The following is an 18,385-nucleotide window of genomic DNA, read 5'->3' as shown; positions in this document are numbered from 1 at the left end:
CACCGCCGTTTCTTTGTGCCGCCCTCCGCCTCGCCCCATTGAACCGACTGATGTAAGGATCACATGCGGTTCAGAGTCACGTCGGAACGACAGGAACGAACGCATAGAAAGGCACGATCAATGACGCTGATGGAGCACCTGCTCTACGCCAACGAACAATACAGCGAGGACTTTCGCCAGGGCCGACTCCCACGCACCCCTCGACTGCAGCTCGCCATCCTCACCTGCATGGATTCCCGCATCGATCCTGACCGCATTCTCGGTCTGCAGGAAGGCGATGCGCATGTCATTCGCAACGCCGGTGGCCGGGCGAGCGATGATGCCATTCGCTCGCTGGTGCTCTCTTATCGCTTGCTCGGCACCCGCTACTTCCTCGTCATCCACCACACTGACTGCGGCATGACCAAGATCACGAACGACCAGATGCGCGACGAGCTTTTGTCCGACCTCGGTGCTGACGTGTCGCACGTCGACTTCCTGCCGATCACCGACCCGGACGAGACGGTGCGTGCGGATGTCGAGACAATCCGTAACTCCCCCATGATTCGTCCAGACATCCGCATCCACGGCTTTGTCTATGACGTCACAACCGGCCAACTCCGCTCGGTCGTCTAACGGGCCGCCAGCGTCCGCCTGCCCGATCGGCCAATATGCAGGGAGCTGTTTTTGATCGTGCCGTAGGGGCAGCGCTGGCGCTGTCACCGTGAGGCGACACCCCCGCGCCGATGATTACGGCCCCAGCGTAACGCCCACCGCGCGTTGCATCCGTGAAAGTGCAGGGGCGTATCGCATACGCCCGTTTGGCCCTCAACTCGTTCCGATCGGTAGCCACAGTGTCCGGGAGCACCTGTTGACTGGTCGTGGTCCTGGCCGGGCGTATGCGATACGCCCCTGCACTTTGGGCGCGACGAGCCAATGTAGAACCCTGCGCCCAGCATGCTAATTTCCGAGCGGGACTGATCGCCTCAGGGCGATGGACAAGCCGGGTCATTTCCCTTGTCCCTGCGAAGGAATTGGAGGCGGCTCGCTCGTCTACCCACCCAGCAAACCAATGCGCTGTCAACATCGGACCATCCAATCCGACAGCCATCCTCTCCTCCTGTCTTCTCGAACCGCAGTGAGAGGTTTCCCACTCGCCCGACCAGGCCCGGCGCAAACGAGCCTCTCCCGCTCCCTCTCGAAACAACACCAACCCATCACACTCTGCCGATTCGGCAACGCTTTTACGCGATCCCGTGATATTCGGACTTTGACATATCAGCATACTGCACATATACTGTTTCAAACGGATTTGACCATTCCAAATGAGATGTGCAGGTCTGCGCCGGTGAGCGTCGAGCGGGTGCCATTTGAACAGAGTGACGAGTACCTGATCGACACGATCGATAAGCTGCGTGTCGTCGCGAATCCGCTGCGCCTGCAGATCATCGATTGCCTGATTCACGAGGCACACACGGTTAAAGAGATTGGCGACCGACTTGGCATCAAGTCGAACACGCTCTATTACCACGTCTCCGAACTTGAGAGCGTCGGCATGGTTCAGCTTGTCGACGCCGTCGTCATCTCCGGCATTCAGAACAAGTACTACCGCGCTACTGCGCGCTACTTCCGCCTCCTCTCGTCACTACTCTATGTCGATGGCGATCCCATAGGGGGCGCTGATTTCCTCGCATCGACCGTCGAAGGCACCGCGCGCGATCTGCGCACGGCGGCGGCGAGCGGCACCGTCGAGCGCCACCCGGAGTTGCTGCGGATTACGCAGCGAACGATCTGGACAACACCCGACCGCGTAGCTGCAATCCGCAAGCGGCTCGGCGACATCGAGCGCGACTTTGTGCAGCTGAATGAGCCCGACGGGCCGGTGCGCGTCGAAATGCAGTTCGCTCTGTTTCCCCATGCAGACACCGCCAGGCCCAGGCGTTCCTAGTCATCGCATTGAGCGAGGCAAAATGCTTGGAGCACCCAATCACGATTGCCGAAACGTGCACGAAAGGAAGGTCACAACCAGACGCTGTTCAGAGGCCCAAATGAGGGAGCCCTGTTCGAAAAGCCGGGATGGAATGTGAAGGAGAGACTTCAAATCATGCGTAATCCACTTGAGGCACTCAGCGAACTACAGTCGCCAATCAAGCGCCGAACGATCCTGCGTTTCGGCGTCGCCGGTATCGGCGCGGCGTTCGCTGCTCCGTTGATCGCAGCCTGCGGCGGCGATGACGACGACAGCACCAGCCCAACGTCCACCTCCGCATCCACCGACTCCGGCTCGACGCCGGAAACCGAAGCCACGGAATCCACCGGTGGCGAGAGCGAAGCCACTGAGGCAACCGGCGAGAGCGAAGCCACCGAATCGACCGACGAGAGCTCCGGCGGAGACATCGACCGCTCGAAGGTCGGCGGACGGCTCGTCTGGGGCCGCTCCGGCGACTCCGACACGCTCGACCCGCAGCACACCACCGCATCAATCTCGTAGCAGGTCTTCTCGCAGATCTACGATCCACTCATCGGCCGCAACATGGATCTCGAGTTCGAGCCAGTCATTGCCGAGAGCTTCGAGGTTGCCGATGATGGCCTGAGCTACACGTTCAAGATCCGCGAGGGAATCAACTTCCACGACGGCACGCCGGTCAACGCCGAAGCCGTCAAGTTCTCGTTCGACCGCGTGATCGATCCTGAGACTGCCGCGCCGAGCGCCAGTTGGGTCGCCGACATGGAGTCAACCGAGGTCATCGACGAGTACGCCACGCTGCACCTCAAAGGCGTCTTCTCGCCGCTCCTCGGCAACATCTCAAGCGCCTATTTCGGCATTATCTCGCCGGCCGCCGTCGAGAAGTATGGCGACGATTTCGGCATCAATCCGGTAGGCAGTGGTCCATTCATCTTCAAGGAGTGGGTTCAGGGTGAGACTATCACACTCACCCGCAACGAGGATTACGTCAACGTCCGCTCCTACAACGACAACAAGGGCGCGCCGTACCTCGAAGAGATGGTCTTCCGCAACATCCCCGAAGAACAGACGCAGGTCGCCTCGTTCGAGACCGGCGAGATCAACTTCTTCGCCATGCCTGCTCAACAGATGCAGCGATTCGAGGGCCAGGACGATTACTCCCTGATGCGCCCGGAGCAGTCGACGTCGATCGCATTCATCGAGTTCTCGATCGTGGACAACAGCGGAGAGCTCGAGTTCATGGCACCTTTCGATGACCAGAAGGTACGCCAGGCTGTTGCCCACGCCGTTGACGCCGACACCATCATCGACCGAATTCTGCAGGGCACTGCCGTCCGCAACTTCGGCCTGATGCCGACCGGTAACTGGGGCTTCACCCCGGACATCGAGGAGTTCGGCTACCACTACGACAGTGACAAGGCCAACGCCTTGCTGGATGAGGCCGGCTGGGTCAAGAATGGCGACTTCCGCGAAAAGGACGGCAAGAAGCTCGAAGTCGTCTTCTGGACCTGGAACGCCACGACCCAGGAGCGCATTGCCCAGGTCATTCAGGGGCAGCTCGCCGAGGTCGGCATCGATGCCAAGCTCGAGACCATGGAAGTCGCTACCGTCCTTGCCCGCCTCGCAGAGAACGTTTCCCAGATGGACCTCATGGGTTGGGGCTGGTCGGAGTCCGATCTGCTCTTCATGATGACCGATGGCGACGGCCAGTTCGGCCTGTACCAGCAGTACAGCCCCGAGTACAAGGACGCTGTCGTCGCCGGCCGCAGCACGTCCGACATGGACGCGCGTGCCGCCGCCTATCTGGACGCGATGAAGATCGCGCTGGCCGATTGCGCCGCCGTTCCGCTGTGGAGCGCGGTGTCAACCTGGGGTGTCCGTAGCAATGAGCTGAAGGGGGTCAAGTTCGGCCCACAGGGCTACGTCACCTACATGGACGCCTACCAGGAGCTCTAGCAGACTCATGACGTTGCCCGACCGGGTTGCAGGTCGGGCAACGCCTGCATGGAAGGCCACATGGTCAAGTTTCTTCTCGTCCGACTACTGGGAACAATTCCGGTTCTGCTCGGCGTCAGCGTACTCGTGTTCGCCATGGTTCGCCTCGTACCCGGCGACCCGATCGACATGATGTTCACCAACCTGGCCCCGCCGTCCCCAGAACAACGCGAACAAATCCGCAAGGATATGGGCCTCGATAAGCCGATCTACCTCCAGTACACCTCCTTCGTCGGTAATGCGTTGCGTGGCGACCTCGGCAAGTCGTATCGCACCAAGCGCCCGGTCTCTGAAGAGATTCGAAACCGATTGCCGAACACGATCAAGTTAACGATCACCAGCCTCGCACTCTCGACGCTTATCGGCGTCGTCGCCGGGGTGACAGCCGCGACCTTCAAGAACACCTGGCTCGACTTTTTCAGCATGCTCGTCGCCATCATCGGTGTCTCAATCCCCGGCTTCTGGCTGGGCTTGATGATCATGATGCTCTTCTCGGTGAAGCTGGGTTGGTTCCCGGTCGCTGGCGCAGATACCTGGAAACACCTGGTTTTACCTACCATCACACTCGGCGTTCTTGCGTCCGCCATCCTGGCCCGCATGACTCGCTCCGCCATGCTTGACGTCCTCAACCAGGACTACGTGCGCACCGCCCGGGCAAAAGGACTACGCGAATGGCTCGTCGTCATGCGGCACGCCTTCCGCAACGCACTTGTGCCGATCGTCACCATCCTCGGATTGCAGATCGGTGGCCTGCTGAGCGGTGCGTTCATCATCGAGGCGGTCTTCGCCTATCCCGGCATCGGCATGCTCGCGGTGCAGGCGTTGGCGACGCGCGACTTTCCTCTCATCCAGGGGATCGTCCTCCTCGTCGCAGTCATCTACGTCGTTGTCAATCTCATCGTCGACATGCTCTATGGCGTGCTCGACCCGCGCGTTCGGCACGGTTAAGGTATGACAACGGGGAGGGGAGAGACACCTATCGTGACTGAGTCCGGAGAGTCAGTCGGGCGATCGACTGCCCAGACAACATCACATCTGCGCGTCTCGCGCTCGCCAGGCCAACTCGTCCTGATGCGGCTGATGCGATCTCGCCAGTCCGTCGTCGGCCTGACGATCGTCGTGTTGCTCATTCTCATGGCGCTACTCGCGCCAATCATCGCACCCGCCAGCCCGACCAAGCAGGACCTGATCAATCAGTTCATCGCGCCGGGCCGCGACCACCTGTTCGGCACCGATGAGTTCGGCCGCGATATCTTTAGCCGCATCATCTTCGGCGCTCGCATTTCGCTGCAGGTCGGTCTGATCGCAGTCGGCATCGCCATGATCGTCGGCACTCTCATCGGGCTGATCGGCGGCTACTACGGCGGCTGGTTCGACATGGTCACACAGCGCCTGATCGAGATCATGCTGGCATTCCCGGGACTGCTGCTCGCCCTGGCGATTATCGCTGTCCTCGGCAACGGCATCCAGAATGTCATGATCGCGGTTGGCGTCGGCTCAGTTCCATCCTACGCGCGACTCGTCCGCGCGCAGGTCCTGGCAGCGAAGGAGAAAGACTACGTTGAAGCGGCTCGCGCCATCGGCGCACGAGACCTGCGCCTCATTTCGAAGCATATCTTCCCGGAAGTCATCTCATCACTAATCGTTCTGTCATCACTCGGCATTGCCGGTGCGATCCTCTCGGCGGCAGCACTCTCCTTCATCGGCCTCGGCGCACAGCCGCCGACACCCGAGTGGGGTGCGATGCTCAGCCAGGGTCGCGACTTCCTGCGCGATCAGTGGTGGATCACGACATTCCCGGGTATCTTCATCGCCATCACCGTTCTGGGCTTTAACTTGTTAGGGGATGGCCTTCGGGATGCCCTTGACCCGCAGGGTAATCGCTAGCCCTGCCCCCAACAATATGTGTTGTTAGTTGCCGACGGCGCGCACGATGTGTGCGCCGGTTGGCAGCGCGCTCACGCCGACTCGTGAATACGTGCATAGCAGAGAGAGGGACGCTATGGCAGCGACCGATTCGCCTGAGAAAATGCCACTCGATACGACGTCATATACCGCCCTGGAGCCGCTGGCAAACGACCTCCTCAAGTACTGGAACGTCCCCGGCGTCGCCGTCGGCATCCTGCGCAACGGCGAGGTCGAAACATTCGGCTTCGGGCTGGCGAATATCGAGACGAAGCAGGAGATGACCGGCGGGCACCTGCTGCAGATCGGCTCCATCTCCAAGGTCTTCACCACCACGCTCGTCATGCTGCTCGTCGACGAGGGCAAGATCGATCTTGATGAGCCGGTCCGCACCTACCTGCCGGCTCTCGAACTCAAGGACGCCGACGCGCTCGCCACAATCACGATGCGCCACCTGCTCACTCACACCAGTGGCTTGTTCGGCGACTTCTTCGAGGACTTCGGTGTCGGCGACGATGCGCTGTCCAAGGCCATCGCGCAGTACGGCACCCTCCGTCAGATCACCACACCGGGCGAACTTTGGTCCTACTGCAACAGCGGCTTCAACCTCGCTGGTGCGATCATCGAGAAGATCTTCGACATGCCCTTTGAGCAGGCGATGGCGGAGAAGGTGTTTGCGCCGCTCGGGCTCGATCACTCCTTCTTCTTCGCCTCGCAGGCGATCGTCTACCCGGTGGCAGTCGGTCATGTCGAGACAGAGCCAGGCTCAGGCACCATCGAAGTCGCTCGGGCCTATCAGCTCCCGCGTGCGGTCAATCCGGCCGGCGGCATCATCGCTACCGTCGCCGATCTGCTCGGCTTCGCTCAGCTCCACATCAAAAACGGCAAGGTTAGCGACGAGCAGATTCTCTCTGCCGAATCCGTCGCAGCCATGCAGGAAATCCAGACCCCAGCGGCCAACTTCGCACAGTCGTGGGGGCTCGGCTGGGACATCAACGACCGCGACGGCATTCGCGTCGTCGGTCACGGTGGCTCAACCAACGGTTTCCAGGCGCGGCTGAGTGTCGTCCCCTCCAAGGGCTATGCCATTGCCATCCTCACCGATGGCGACGATGGCTGGGCGGTTAACTCGGCACTCAACGAATGGGCGTTGCGCGAACATTGCGGCCTCAACGATGACAAGCCAGAACCAGTCGGCCTGACTCCGATCCATATCGCGAACATGGCCGGCACCTACGAGAGCCAGATGGCAGTCCTCACGTTCTCGCCCGACAATGGTTCGCTGCGCATCGACGCACGCACCAAGGTGAACCCGCTGTCGCCAGAAGAGCGCGAGCTACCACCGAGCTGGGTCTGGCCGATCAGCGATAGTGAGTGCATCTCCACGACCGGCCCGACTGCCGGAACGCGCACCGACTTCATCGCCGACGAAAACGGTCGCACCCGCTTCGTTCGCCTCGGCGGCCGCGTCTACGATCGCGTCAGCGACTAGACTCCAAACGTAACGACACTCACGCAAGAAAGGCCGGACCGAAACTTGGTCCGGCCTCTCTGCGCACGCTTGAACATACGCGGGAATGCCCCTACCGCAGAAAACGCTATACAATAGCAATGGCACCCACCAGCCCGCACCGATCGGAGAACAAACATGCGTGATGTCCTTGAATATATTCAGGAATGGACTGCCGAAGGCGAAGAGGTTGCGCTAGCAACCGTCGTCGGCGCTGCCGGATCAACTCCGCGACCTATTGGTGCGAAGCTGGTTGTCACCCGCACAGGCCGGATGCAGGGCTCAGTCAGCGGCGGTTGTGTCGAAGGGGCTGTCGTCCAGACCGCGATGGAAGTCCTCGATTCCGGCACCCCGCAACTCGTCTCATTCGGCATCTCCGACGAGATGGGCTGGGAGGTCGGCCTGTCCTGCGGTGGTGAGATCGACGTCTTCGTCGAGCGCATCGCGACAGGAGACTGACGATGCGTCCCGAAATCTACGCCGCACTCTCGGAAGCAATCGAGTCCGACCAAGTTGCTGTACAGGCGACGGTCATCGACGGCCCGGATGCCGGATCCGAAATCCTGTTCATCCCGCCCGAACTCTGGGTCGGCTCGCTCGGCAGCGCCGACACCGACGCCGTGCGCGAGAAGATCTCCGCGATGGTTCAGGACGGCGGCACGACGCAGTTCGAGGATGGCGGCAATCGCCTCTTCATCGAAGCGCACACGCCGCCCCCGCATCTGGTGATCATCGGCGGCGTCCATATCGCCATCCCGCTGGTCACATTCGCGAAAGAGCTCGGCTTCGAGACAACCGTCATCGATGCCCGCGAGCAGTTCCTGACGAAAGAGCGCTTCTCGCACGCCGACCGGATGATTGACGCCTGGCCCGACGAGGGACTGGCAATGCTCAACCTCCACCCCGGTGTATCCGCCGTCTGCCTCGCCCATGATCCGAAGTTTGAGGATCCGGCCATCACGTCGCTGCTCGCCAGCAACGTCGGCTACATCGGCGCGATGGGCAGCCGCAAGACGAGCGCCGAGCGCCGCGAGCGCCTCAAGTTGGAAGGCTTCTCCGACGAGCAGCTCGATCGCATCTACGGCCCGGTCGGCATCAACATCGGTGCAAAATCACCAGCCGAGATCGCGCTAAGCATTCTTGCTGAAATCGTCGCTGTGCGCCGCGGCAAGAGTCCGCGTGCAACGAATGTGCTAGCCGGAGCGAAATCCACCGCATGACGGTTGGTGAGATCGCCGTTATCGTATTGGCGGCTGGAACGTCATCGCGGCTTGGCCGACCAAAACAGCTACTCCCTGTGTCCAGCCTGCCGCTGCTCACCCTGACGCTCGATGTAGCCCGTCACTGGCCACATGGACCGCGAATCGTTGTCCTCGGCGCGTGCGCCGAGGAGATCCAGTCAAGCGTCGACACGCATAACTTTGAAGTAGCAATCAATCCCGAGTTCGCTACGGGACAGTCGACATCACTTCGCGTCGGCATCACCGCGCTTCCCGCCGCGGCAGACGGCGCAATCGTGCTCCTCGGCGATCAGCCCCTCGTCCCCCGACGACTCCTCGAGGCGTTAGCGACACAATTCGAGCCAGCGTCCGACGTCGCCATCCGTCCTCGATACGCCGACGGCCCTGGCAACCCGGTACTCCTCAGCCGCGCGATCTTCCCGGAACTGATGTCACTCACCGGCGATGTCGGGGCGCGCGACATCCTCCGCAAGCATCGCGATCGCGTTCACGAGGTAGGCTGGCCGCACACACCTGCCCCGCGCGACGTGGACACGGAAGACGACTACGCGGCATTGCTGCGCGACTGGTCATCGCTCGGCGCGCCAGACGTCCCTGCATTCTGCCAGCGCTGCGGTTCCCCGATTGCGATCCTGGAGCGCCACAATCGATTGCGCCCGGTCTGCACTAGTTGCGGCTACACCTGGTTCGCTGATCCAAAGCTGTCGGCCGTCGTCGTCGTGGAGCTTGGCGGCAAGATCATCTTGCACCGCCGCGCCATGACGCCGGCCCGAGGCCTCTGGACATTGCCCGGCGGCTTCGTTGACCGCGGCGAAGATATCGAAAGCGCCGCCCGACGTGAAGTCTGGGAAGAAACCGGCATCACAATCACCGATCTGACGTCAATGGGCATCCTCTCTGAGCGTGGCGAGGTTGTTGTCCTCGCCGCCTATCATGCGTCGGCACCGGAGCAGCCGCTCGTGAAGTCGAATGAAAGTCTGGAGATCGGCGCGTTCGATCCGGACAAGCTCCCTCCGCTCGCATTCCACCGTGACCTTCGCATCATCAATCTCTGGCGCTCTATGCGTTGACCGCGCTGGTCCACTCGGGGACACTTCAAGACAGCCAGACAGTATCGTGGCCAAACGAAACGCAAACACGGTGAAGGGATTGCAGATGGCAGGGACGCCAAACGGGCAGTACGTTGGTCAATCACTCCGCCGCGATGCGGATCGTACCCTCGTGACCGGCCACGGCACGTTCGTTGACGACATCCAGCCTGATGGTTGCCTGCACATCGCATTCGTCCGCTCTCCGTATGCCCATGCCGACATCGTGTCGATCGATGCCTCTGCGGCGCTCGCCTCCCCCGGCGTCGTCACCGTCATTACCGGCGACGACCTGGGCGAATGGCTCATTCCGCAACCGATCCACGATCCACAATGGCTCCCAAACCGTCCGATGCACCGCCACTCCATCGCCGTCGATAAAGTGCGCTTCGCCGGTGACGCCGTTGCAGCAGTTGTCGCCGAATCTGCGACTGCCGCTCACGATGCCGCCGAGGTGGTCGACGTCGATTACCGCGAGCTGCCCGTCGTCACCACGCCCGCCGAGGCGATGCAGCCCGACGCCCCGCTGCTCTACGATGACTGGGACAGCAACATCGCCTATCACATGCACGCTGGCAGCGGAGACGTGGACGCTGCGTTAGCCGAAGCCCACTGGCGCGTTCCGCTCCGCCTGGTCGTCCCGCGCGTCGCATCCGTCTACATCGAGCCCAAAGCAGTCCTTGCCGACATGGACACGAAGACCGGTCGGCTCACTATCCACGCTTCGACACAGACACCCCACGGACTTCGCTCGCAGATCGCCGGTGTACTGGATATGCCCGAAACCGCCATCCGCGTCATCGCGCCAGATGTCGGCGGGGCATTTGGCACCAAGGGCCGCCATGCTGCCGAGTACCTGCTCACTGCCGCTGTCACCCGGCGTCTCCAACGTCCGGTGAAATGGGTCGAGCTGCGCAGCGAATACTTCCGCATCGCCAACCAGGGCCGCGATCAGCTCCAGGAGCTCGAAGCGGCGGTCGCCGCCGATGGCACCATCACCGGACTGCGTGTCCGCGTCCTCGTCAATTGCGGCGCGCACAATGCCTCGACGCATGGCCAGCGCACACTCGTTATGTCCAGTGGCGCCTATCGCATCCCAAACCTCGTCACCGACGTTTACGGCGTCATGACCAACACGACACCGACTGGACCCTATCGTGGCGCAGGAAGACCCGAAGCCGCGTACATGACCGAGCGACTGATCGAGGAGATAGCCCGCGTCACCGGCATTGACGCACTCGATCTCCGCCGCCGCAACTTCGTCCCGCCCGACGCCTTCCCTTACCGGTCCGCAACCGGTGTCGTCTATGACAGCGGCGACTATGAGCGCGCGCTGGATGTCGCGCTCGACCGCCTCGATTACACATCCGCGCTTCTTCAGGTTGAGTCATTGCGCGCGACCGGCGAAGTGGCCGGAATCGGCGTCGGCGTATTTGTTGAGCCGTCCGGCGGCGGCTGGGATAGCGCCGAGATCAGCATCACGCCGAGCGGCGCGGTCACCGTCGGCATCGGCGTGTCTCCGCATGGCCAAGGCACTGACATTAGCATCGCCCAGCTCGTCGCCGACGAGTTTGGCATTCCTGTCGAACAGATCGCAATCGTCGCCAGCGATACCGACCGCACACCACAGGGCATTGGCACGTTCGGCTCGCGCAGTCTCACGCTCGGCGGTGCCGCTGCGATCGTCGCCAGCCGCAAGCTGAAGGACAAGCTGCGTCTGATCGCCGCCGGTCTGCTCGAGGTGTCGCCCGACGACATCGTCCTGGATCACGGTGTCGCACAAGTCGCCGGTTCTCCGGACCGCAGCATCCCGTTCAATCGCCTGGCCGCCGCTGCCTACGCGCCAGATCGCCTGCCCGCCGGCATGGAACCGGGTCTCGACGAAAACGCGTTCTACCGTGCAGAAGGCAATCAGTTCCCGTTCGGCGTCCACGTCGCCGTCGTGCGAATCGACCGTGACACCGGCAAGCCGCAGGTCGTGCGCTTCATCGGCGTCGACGATTGCGGCGAAGTCGTCAATCCGCTCATGGTTGAAGCCCAGGTCATCGGCGGACTCGCACAGGGATTCGGGCAGGCGCTCTGGGAGGAAGTCGTCTTCGACTCCGACGGCCAGATCATCACCGGCTCACTCATGGATTACGCCGTACCCCACGCCGACCAGTTGCCGATGTTCGAGCTCGACCACACCGTCACGCCCAGCCCCGCCACTCCGCACGGCGTCAAAGGCGTCGGCGAGGCCGGCACCACCGGCGCGCCCCCCACCATCGCCAACGCCGTCCTCGACGCCCTCCGCCCCTTCGGCGTCGAAACCCTCGACATGCCCCTCACGTCCGAACGGATCTGGCGCGCCATGCAACACAGGAATGGCTGACCGGCAAGCAACCCCAATAATCGGCGCCTTCCGGCCAGAAAAGCAAGTTGGCGCGGTGGCCATCCCCGGCCTCTGTCATGTCCACTGCGCATGCGAGATCTCTCCCGCGCAGAGCGCCGGGGCACAGCGAAGCCCCTCGGCCGAACACGTTATGTTAGTCAATGTACTGAGTGGGCTGTCAACGTCAGATTGGCCGATCGGCAGCATCCCATTGTTTCTGTCATTTCGAGGCCGCAGCGAGAAATCTCTCCTGCGTTTGACTGAGTCGAACGGGTGGGAGATCTCTCACTGCGGTTCGAGATGACAGGTGAAACGGTGGGCTGCCGATCTGACACCTTGACATTGACAACGCACTGAGTGGGCTGTCAACGTCAGATTTGCCGATCGGTAGCTTCCCTGTTGTCCTGTCATTCCGAGCCGCAGCGAGGAATCTCCCACCCGTTCGATGCAGTCCACCGCAGGAGAGATTTCTCACTGCCGTGTGCCCTCCAGGCGGCAAATGACAGATTGCGGGCATGGCTGCCGCGCCTACGTATGTGTCACTTTGGCGTTGAGGACTCACTGAGGATGGCAGATCTACGGCAGAATCGCGCTCCGGCACAGCCGTGCGCCTCCGCTCATCGATCGTCGTCCAGCGCGTCGATCTCGTCGCGCAGCGCCTTCACCTGCTGTCCAAGGTAGAGCAAGTAGCCCGCGATGGCCAGCCAGGTCACGGCGAACGCAGCGAATAGATAACCGAGGTTGTCGTCCATGTGCTACTCCTCCGACCCGCCGGAAACTTCGGCAGTGCGAACAAGATCCCGACGAGGCTCCGCAGCAGGAGCTGCCAGCAGCGCATCCATCTCACGATCAGCCAGCCGATCGCGGGCAGCCTCGATGCGGTATTTCAACACCAGCAAGTAGACGAACAGCAGCGTGAAGCCGGCGAAGCAAACCAGAAGGGTCCAGAGCATCTCGTTCGGCAGCTGCGTGCCACTCGTGTTGAGCACTACCGGCTGAGGATGCAACGTTCGCCACCATTGCACAGACAGGTGAATGATCGGCACATCGACAGCGCCGATGATCCCAAGAATTGCCGCATATCGCGCGCCGCGCTCGGCATCGCCCGCATACGAGCGGATCATGAAATAACCGAGATAGATGAACCAGAGGATGAGCGTTGTCGTAAGCCGGGCATCCCACGTCCAGAACGTATTCCAGATCGGACGCCCCCACAGCGAGCCGGTGATCAGCACCAGCGTCGTGAAGATGAAACCAAGCTCTGCGCCCGACCGAGCCAGCTGATCCCAGCGCATGTCGCGCTTCCAGAGGTAGCCGATGCTGCCGATAAAGATCACGCCAAATGCGAGGTAGGCGAGCCACGCCATCGGCACGTGCACGTAGAAAATCCGCTGCGCCTGGCCCTGCACCGCATCCATCGGCGCGTAGACAAAGGCCATAAACAGGCCAACGGTGAGCGTCAGAATCGTAGCCGCCGCCAATACCCGCATGCCGGTATCTGAACCCGCTGCGCGCTGCCTGGACGTGGCTGTTGCATTCCTCATCGTGGGTCATTCCTCGAGCACATAGTCGAAGACGACGTAGGAGATCGCGACGAAGATCGCGTCAAACGCCGTCAGTAGATTAAACCACGGCCATGCGTCCGAGAGATTTCCCTCGAACACAAGGGTCGTCGCGCGGACGCAGCCGATCACAACCGGAATAGCCAGCGGAAAGAGCAGCAGCGGCATCAGGATCTCGCGCGACCGGCTGCCAGCCGCCAGCGCCGAGAAGAGCGTCCCCAAGCCGGACAGCCCGAGTGCGCCGATAAACGCGATGGCGAAGACCATCGGTCGTAAGGCCGGCAAATCGTAGAGCGCCGCAAACACCGGCAGCGTCACAAGCTGGACGGCCAGCACAAACAGCAGGTTTGAGATCAGTTTGCCAAGGAAGATCGAGCCGCCATCAACCGGGCAGAGCGTCAGCCCTTCCAGCGTCCCCCGGTCGCGCTCGACCGCGATTGAGCGCCCCAGCCCGAGCATTCCGGCGAACAGGTACGCGATCCACAATCCGCCCGATCCGCTGGCCTCTTTGCCCGCGCCTGTCAGATCGAACGCGAAGTTCAGCGTCACGATCGTGATTAGCGCAAACACCAGCATCGCGCCGAGGAACTCGCGCCCGCGGGCCTCGACCACCAGGTCCTTCCAGACCAGCATCCATACGCGCTGCATCGCTCAGCCGACCTCCCCGAGCGCCAGCCCGCGGATCGCAGCCTCAACGTCCCCCTGCGTCAGCGCCGCCCTTGCAGCATCGACGGCAATCGCGCCACCCGCCACGACAACCACCCGCGTCGCCAATCGCAACGCCAACTCGATCGCGTGCGTCGTCAACACCACGCTTCCGCTATCTGCGAGTTGCTCCAGAACGATGCGCTCCAGCACCTCGCGTCCGGCGCTGTCCAGGCCGGTGTCCGGCTCGTCCAGCAGCAGCACCTCCGGCTCGTGGATGATTGCGCGCCCCAGATTCAGCCGCTGCAGCAGCCCACGCGAGAGCGTGCTCGCAGCACTCTCCTGCCGCTCGCCCAGCCCGACGCGCTCCAGCGTCGCCACGATGCGATCATCCAGCCGGTTCAACTTGAACATCGACCCGAAAAATCGCAGGTTCTCGCTGCAGGTCAGTTCCGGGTAGAGCCACGGCTGATGCGCGACAACGCCGAGCCGCTGCCGCGTTGCCTCGCGTTCTTCCCAGGCTGCCATCCCGAACGCCACCACGGCCCCGCGCGTCGGACGACTGAGCGTCGCCATCGTGCGCAGCAACGTCGTCTTGCCGGCACCGTTCGCACCCAGCAAGGCGACGCACTCCCCATGCTCAATTGTCAGATTGATATCGCGCAGAACGACCCGTCGACCATACCGTTTTGCGATGTGGCGCAACTCAAACGGCGGCGGACCCTCGGTCACGTCGCGTCGCCTCCGATTGCACGATCGATCGCTCGCCCGGGTGCGTTGCGCTCTTCGACAGCCTGCGATTCGGCCTCTTCGACATCTTCGCTATCGTCATCGAATTCATCGTCCACTGTCGTCAGGTCCGGCAACGAAACCGTCTCGATCACGATCTCGTCGGGTCGCGCGCGCAGCAGCGGCTCAAGGACGAATGCGAACACCAGCACAGCCAGCAGCAACGTCCCGATCAGCGCAATCGTCATACACGAGTCCGTCCATCGTCGGGCGCATCGCCAAGAACTTCGCGCGCGATCGCTTCCAGCTCAGCATCATCGTCCAGCGCCCGATCCTGAACCATCGGTCGCGGAGTTTTCGTCCGCTCGCGCACGAACGACACGACGACCAGCACGCCGACCGCGACAACTACCACTGGCATCCACCACAGCCCCAGGCGAAAGCCTGACTTCGGCGGATCAAACAGAATCGACTGCCCGTAGCGCGCGACAAAGTAGTCCTTGATCTCCTGATCGGACTCACCCGCCTGCACTTTCTCTTCGATGATTCCGCGAATTTGTCGCGCCAGTTCCGTCTGGCTGGCCGCCACCGACTCACCGGCACAAATCGGGCAGTGCAACTCGCTAGCCAGCTTGATCGTTCGCTGGCTGTACATGTCCTCGGCGCTGGCTGTCGTCACGCCCAGCAGGGCGAAAAGTACGACCGCCAGCACGCCGGCTACTCTAAACAGGGGCTTCACCAGTCGCCTTCCTTCGGGAAGGTGCCGTCAGCGCCACGCGGCGCGCCACCGGCATCGGCCAGAAGACCACCAGCATACCCAGCATGTAGATCAGTCCACCGACCCACACCCACGGCACAAGTGGATTCACAAAGATGTGCAGCCCTGCAGCACCACTGTCGTTCCACTCCGTCAGCATCACGTAGACATCGTCAAAGCCGGTCGTCTTCACCGCAACCCGCGTCGTCGGCTGCTGCTCAAATCCGTCGTAGAAGAAGCGCTTGGCGTGGATCACGCCGATATCGTTGCCGCCCGAAGCAACATCAATGTCGGCCGTATAGACATCCGCATCGACGATCCGCGATTGCGACAGGTCGTTGAACGTCAGTGTGTACTCGGCGATCTGTACCGACTGCCCCGGATTGAGCATCACCTGCCGCTCGCTCTGGAAGAACTGCGTCCCGACGATGCCAATCGCGATCACCGCCACGCCAAGATGCACGATGTAGCCACCGTAGCGCCGCGGATTGCGCTTCGTCAGCCCGGCGATCGCCGCCGGTAGTGACTCCCGTGTGCTGCGCCGCCGCGCCGCCGCGCCGCGCCAGTACTCGACGCCAACCGCACTGATCGCGAACACCGCCGCAGCGACTCCAGCTGCGGCCGGCGGCTGCCCAAACAGGAGCAACATCACCACGATCACAACAGCAGCCAGCGCCAGCGGCACAGCCGCGACCCGACGTAGCGCCGCAAACGTCGTCTTTCGCCACGCCAACAGCGGCCCAACGCCCATCAGAATCAGCATGGCCAGGAACAGTGGCCCATTGACCTGTTCGTAGAATGGCGGGCCAACAGTCAACTGCGAACCAGTGAAGGCTTCCGAGACGATCGGATAGATCGTGCCCCAGAACGTCGCGAACACAATACCGGCGAAGATCAGGTTGTTCAGCAGAAAGCCGGATTCGCGCGACAGCACCGCGTCGAACGTGTTCTCCGACTGCAACATCGGCAACCTGTAGATCATCACGCCAATCGACGCGACCGTGACGATGACAAGGAAGCTCAGGAAATACGGACCGATCGCCGAGACGGCGAAGGTATGCACCGACTGGATCAGGCCACTCCGCACGACAAACGTGCCGAAGATCGCCAGCACATAGCTCGCAAGCAGCAAGCTCATGTTCCAGACCTTCAGCATTCCGCGCCGTTCCTGCACGAGCACTGAGTGGATGAATGCGGTGCCCGTCAGCCACGGCAGCAGCGACACGTTCTCGACCGGATCCCAGCCCCAGTACCCGCCCCAGCCGAGCACGTGGTATGCCCACCAGCCGCCGAGGAAAATGCCGGTACCGAGAATCGCCCAGGCGACGAGCGCCCACGTCCGCACGAAACCAAGCCACTCGCGGGTCATCCGGCCCGATATCAGCGCACCCATCGCGATTGAGAACGGCACCGAGAAGCTGGCAAAGCCGGACAGCAACATCGGTGGATGAATCAACATCCCCGGATCCCGCAGCAGCGGATTCAGTCCCTGTCCCTGCGCCGGAATCAGCGCGTTGATTTCGAACGGTGACGCGACGAATGTCAGCACAAACAGGAAGAAGCTTGTCAGCGCGAGGAACGTGCCTGCTGCGTACGGCACCAGCCGCGGAAAGCGCGGTCGGTTGCGGACGAATGCGATCGAGGCCAGCAGCGTCGCCATCGTCGTCCAGAACAGCAGGCTGCCTTCCTGCCCGCCGTAGAACGCCGTGATGACGTAGCGCAATGGCATGTCGCTACTGGATCGCGATGAAACGTAGGCAAAGCTGAAGTCGTGCGTGATAAACGCGGTCAGTAGAATGACGTCTGCCACTAGCAGCAGGAACAGCACCCCGACGACAGCGCGCACCGCCGATAATGATAGCTCAGGTATGCGCTTGCGCTCGCCGACGATGGTTGCACCGACCCCGAATATTGCCGTCACTAGCGCCAGCAATAGAGCGCCATGCGCGAGTTGGGCCATCGGTGCCGATCCCTTCTATTGGAGCGCAGCCTAACTTGTCGGGTGTGTCGCTGCCTCGAAGCGTGACGGACACTTCGTCAGGAGTGTTGTCGCCTGCATCGTTCCATCAGGCCCGACCGCACCCTCGGCAACCACCTCGACGTCTTCAGTGAAGATATCCGGCACCACGCCGTTGTACACAACCGGCAGCGTGTTGACGCCGTCAGTCAAGGTAAAGCGGAGCTCGTTCGTCGCAATATCGCGCTCGATTGACCCCGCCACGACATTCCCGCCAACGCGGAACGTCGCCCCGGACGCGAGTTCGCCCGATTGCTCCAGTTCAGCAACCGTCTTGAAATAGGCCATCGACGAACCCATGGCGTTGAACACCAGGAATCCGACTGCTGCGATGATCACGCCAGCGACGATGATCAGCTTCGGATTCAGCCACGGGTTTCTGCGCTGCCGTGTTGACTGCGCCGTACTCGTGGTGTCCATTACCCATCCCTTGTCTCAATGAGCGACGTCATACCAGCCCCTGGCCATAGATGCTCGCCAGCACCACGCCTATGCCAAAAGCCAGCGCGCCACATCCGAGAATCCACTCCGGCCGCGACCGCCGTGCCGAACGCCCTCGCCGGGCACCTCGACCGATTCGGACGCCGGCCATCCAGAAAGCGGCAAATGCCGCAACGATC

At 62.1% G+C, this 18,385-nt stretch carries 19 protein-coding genes; 11 read left to right on the top strand and 8 right to left on the bottom strand.

Annotated elements, in window-relative coordinates; translation table 11 throughout:
• Positions 1-120 precede the first annotated feature (120 nt).
• The 11 genes from M9890_08440 to M9890_08390 all read left to right on the top strand — a co-directional run bounded on the left by M9890_08440 (position 121) and on the right by M9890_08390 (position 12,055).
• Complete coding sequence (locus M9890_08440; GenBank protein ID MCO5176979.1) at positions 121-615, top strand: carbonic anhydrase; 495 nt, start codon at positions 121-123, stop codon at positions 613-615.
• Between the two features lie 712 nt (positions 616-1,327).
• A complete protein-coding gene (locus tag M9890_08435; GenBank protein MCO5176978.1) occupies positions 1,328-1,927 on the top strand; it encodes a helix-turn-helix domain-containing protein in 600 nt (199 codons plus the stop codon).
• A 156-nt stretch (positions 1,928-2,083) separates the two neighbouring features.
• Complete coding sequence (locus tag M9890_08430; protein MCO5176977.1) at positions 2,084-2,470, top strand: hypothetical protein; 387 nt, start codon at positions 2,084-2,086, stop codon at positions 2,468-2,470.
• A 42-nt stretch (positions 2,471-2,512) separates the two neighbouring features.
• Positions 2,513-3,901, top strand: coding sequence for an ABC transporter substrate-binding protein (locus M9890_08425; GenBank protein ID MCO5176976.1), 1,389 nt, complete (start codon positions 2,513-2,515; stop codon positions 3,899-3,901).
• A gap of 60 nt (positions 3,902-3,961) precedes the next feature.
• Positions 3,962-4,888: an ABC transporter permease gene (locus tag M9890_08420; protein ID MCO5176975.1), complete on the top strand. Its 927-nt coding sequence runs from the start codon at positions 3,962-3,964 to the stop codon at positions 4,886-4,888.
• A gap of 33 nt (positions 4,889-4,921) precedes the next feature.
• Entirely contained in the window at positions 4,922-5,827 is a 906-nt protein-coding gene (locus M9890_08415; GenBank protein ID MCO5176974.1) for an ABC transporter permease, read from the top strand.
• 115 nt (positions 5,828-5,942) lie between these two features.
• Positions 5,943-7,337 (top strand): beta-lactamase family protein, encoded by a 1,395-nt coding sequence (locus tag M9890_08410; GenBank protein MCO5176973.1) that lies wholly within the window; start codon positions 5,943-5,945, stop codon positions 7,335-7,337.
• 156 nt (positions 7,338-7,493) lie between these two features.
• Positions 7,494-7,814, top strand: coding sequence for an XdhC family protein (locus M9890_08405; GenBank protein MCO5176972.1), 321 nt, complete (start codon positions 7,494-7,496; stop codon positions 7,812-7,814).
• Positions 7,815-7,816: 2 nt separating this feature from the next.
• Complete coding sequence (locus tag M9890_08400; protein ID MCO5176971.1) at positions 7,817-8,575, top strand: XdhC family protein; 759 nt, start codon at positions 7,817-7,819, stop codon at positions 8,573-8,575.
• Positions 8,572-9,666 carry an NTP transferase domain-containing protein gene (locus M9890_08395; protein MCO5176970.1) on the top strand — a complete coding sequence of 365 codons (1,095 nt, stop codon included), beginning with the start codon at positions 8,572-8,574 and terminating at the stop codon, positions 9,664-9,666. Before M9890_08400 ends, M9890_08395 begins: the two co-directional genes overlap by 4 nt.
• A gap of 85 nt (positions 9,667-9,751) precedes the next feature.
• Positions 9,752-12,055 (top strand): xanthine dehydrogenase family protein molybdopterin-binding subunit, encoded by a 2,304-nt coding sequence (locus tag M9890_08390; GenBank protein MCO5176969.1) that lies wholly within the window; start codon positions 9,752-9,754, stop codon positions 12,053-12,055.
• Positions 12,056-12,672: 617 nt separating this feature from the next.
• Here the strand turns inward: M9890_08390 and M9890_08385 are convergent.
• Genes M9890_08385 through M9890_08350 form a run of 8 tightly spaced genes read right to left on the bottom strand, consistent with a single transcriptional unit; the run spans position 12,673 to position 18,185 of the window.
• Positions 12,673-12,807: a CcmD family protein gene (locus M9890_08385; GenBank protein ID MCO5176968.1), complete on the bottom strand. Its 135-nt coding sequence runs from the start codon at positions 12,805-12,807 to the stop codon at positions 12,673-12,675.
• Between the two features lie 3 nt (positions 12,808-12,810).
• Positions 12,811-13,599: a cytochrome c biogenesis protein gene (locus tag M9890_08380; GenBank protein ID MCO5176967.1), complete on the bottom strand. Its 789-nt coding sequence runs from the start codon at positions 13,597-13,599 to the stop codon at positions 12,811-12,813.
• A gap of 6 nt (positions 13,600-13,605) precedes the next feature.
• Complete coding sequence (locus M9890_08375; GenBank protein MCO5176966.1) at positions 13,606-14,265, bottom strand: heme exporter protein CcmB; 660 nt, start codon at positions 14,263-14,265, stop codon at positions 13,606-13,608.
• A 3-nt stretch (positions 14,266-14,268) separates the two neighbouring features.
• On the bottom strand, positions 14,269-14,994 hold the full coding sequence (gene ccmA / locus M9890_08370; protein MCO5176965.1) for a heme ABC exporter ATP-binding protein CcmA: 726 nt from the start codon (positions 14,992-14,994) through the stop codon (positions 14,269-14,271).
• Positions 14,991-15,239: a hypothetical protein gene (locus M9890_08365; GenBank protein ID MCO5176964.1), complete on the bottom strand. Its 249-nt coding sequence runs from the start codon at positions 15,237-15,239 to the stop codon at positions 14,991-14,993. Before M9890_08365 ends, ccmA begins: the two co-directional genes overlap by 4 nt.
• Positions 15,236-15,730 carry a cytochrome c-type biogenesis protein CcmH gene (locus M9890_08360; protein MCO5176963.1) on the bottom strand — a complete coding sequence of 165 codons (495 nt, stop codon included), beginning with the start codon at positions 15,728-15,730 and terminating at the stop codon, positions 15,236-15,238. Before M9890_08360 ends, M9890_08365 begins: the two co-directional genes overlap by 4 nt.
• Positions 15,714-17,708 (bottom strand): heme lyase CcmF/NrfE family subunit, encoded by a 1,995-nt coding sequence (locus tag M9890_08355; protein ID MCO5176962.1) that lies wholly within the window; start codon positions 17,706-17,708, stop codon positions 15,714-15,716. The genes M9890_08360 and M9890_08355 overlap by 17 nt, the downstream gene beginning before the upstream one ends.
• Before the next feature lie 30 nt (positions 17,709-17,738).
• Positions 17,739-18,185: a cytochrome c maturation protein CcmE gene (locus M9890_08350; GenBank protein ID MCO5176961.1), complete on the bottom strand. Its 447-nt coding sequence runs from the start codon at positions 18,183-18,185 to the stop codon at positions 17,739-17,741.
• Between the last annotated feature and the right edge of the window lie 200 nt (positions 18,186-18,385).

It is taken from the genome of Thermomicrobiales bacterium, from assembly GCA_023954495.1.
Classification (GTDB): domain Bacteria; phylum Chloroflexota; class Chloroflexia; order Thermomicrobiales; family CFX8; genus JAMLIA01.
This window is presented reverse-complemented; position numbering and strand designations above follow the sequence as displayed.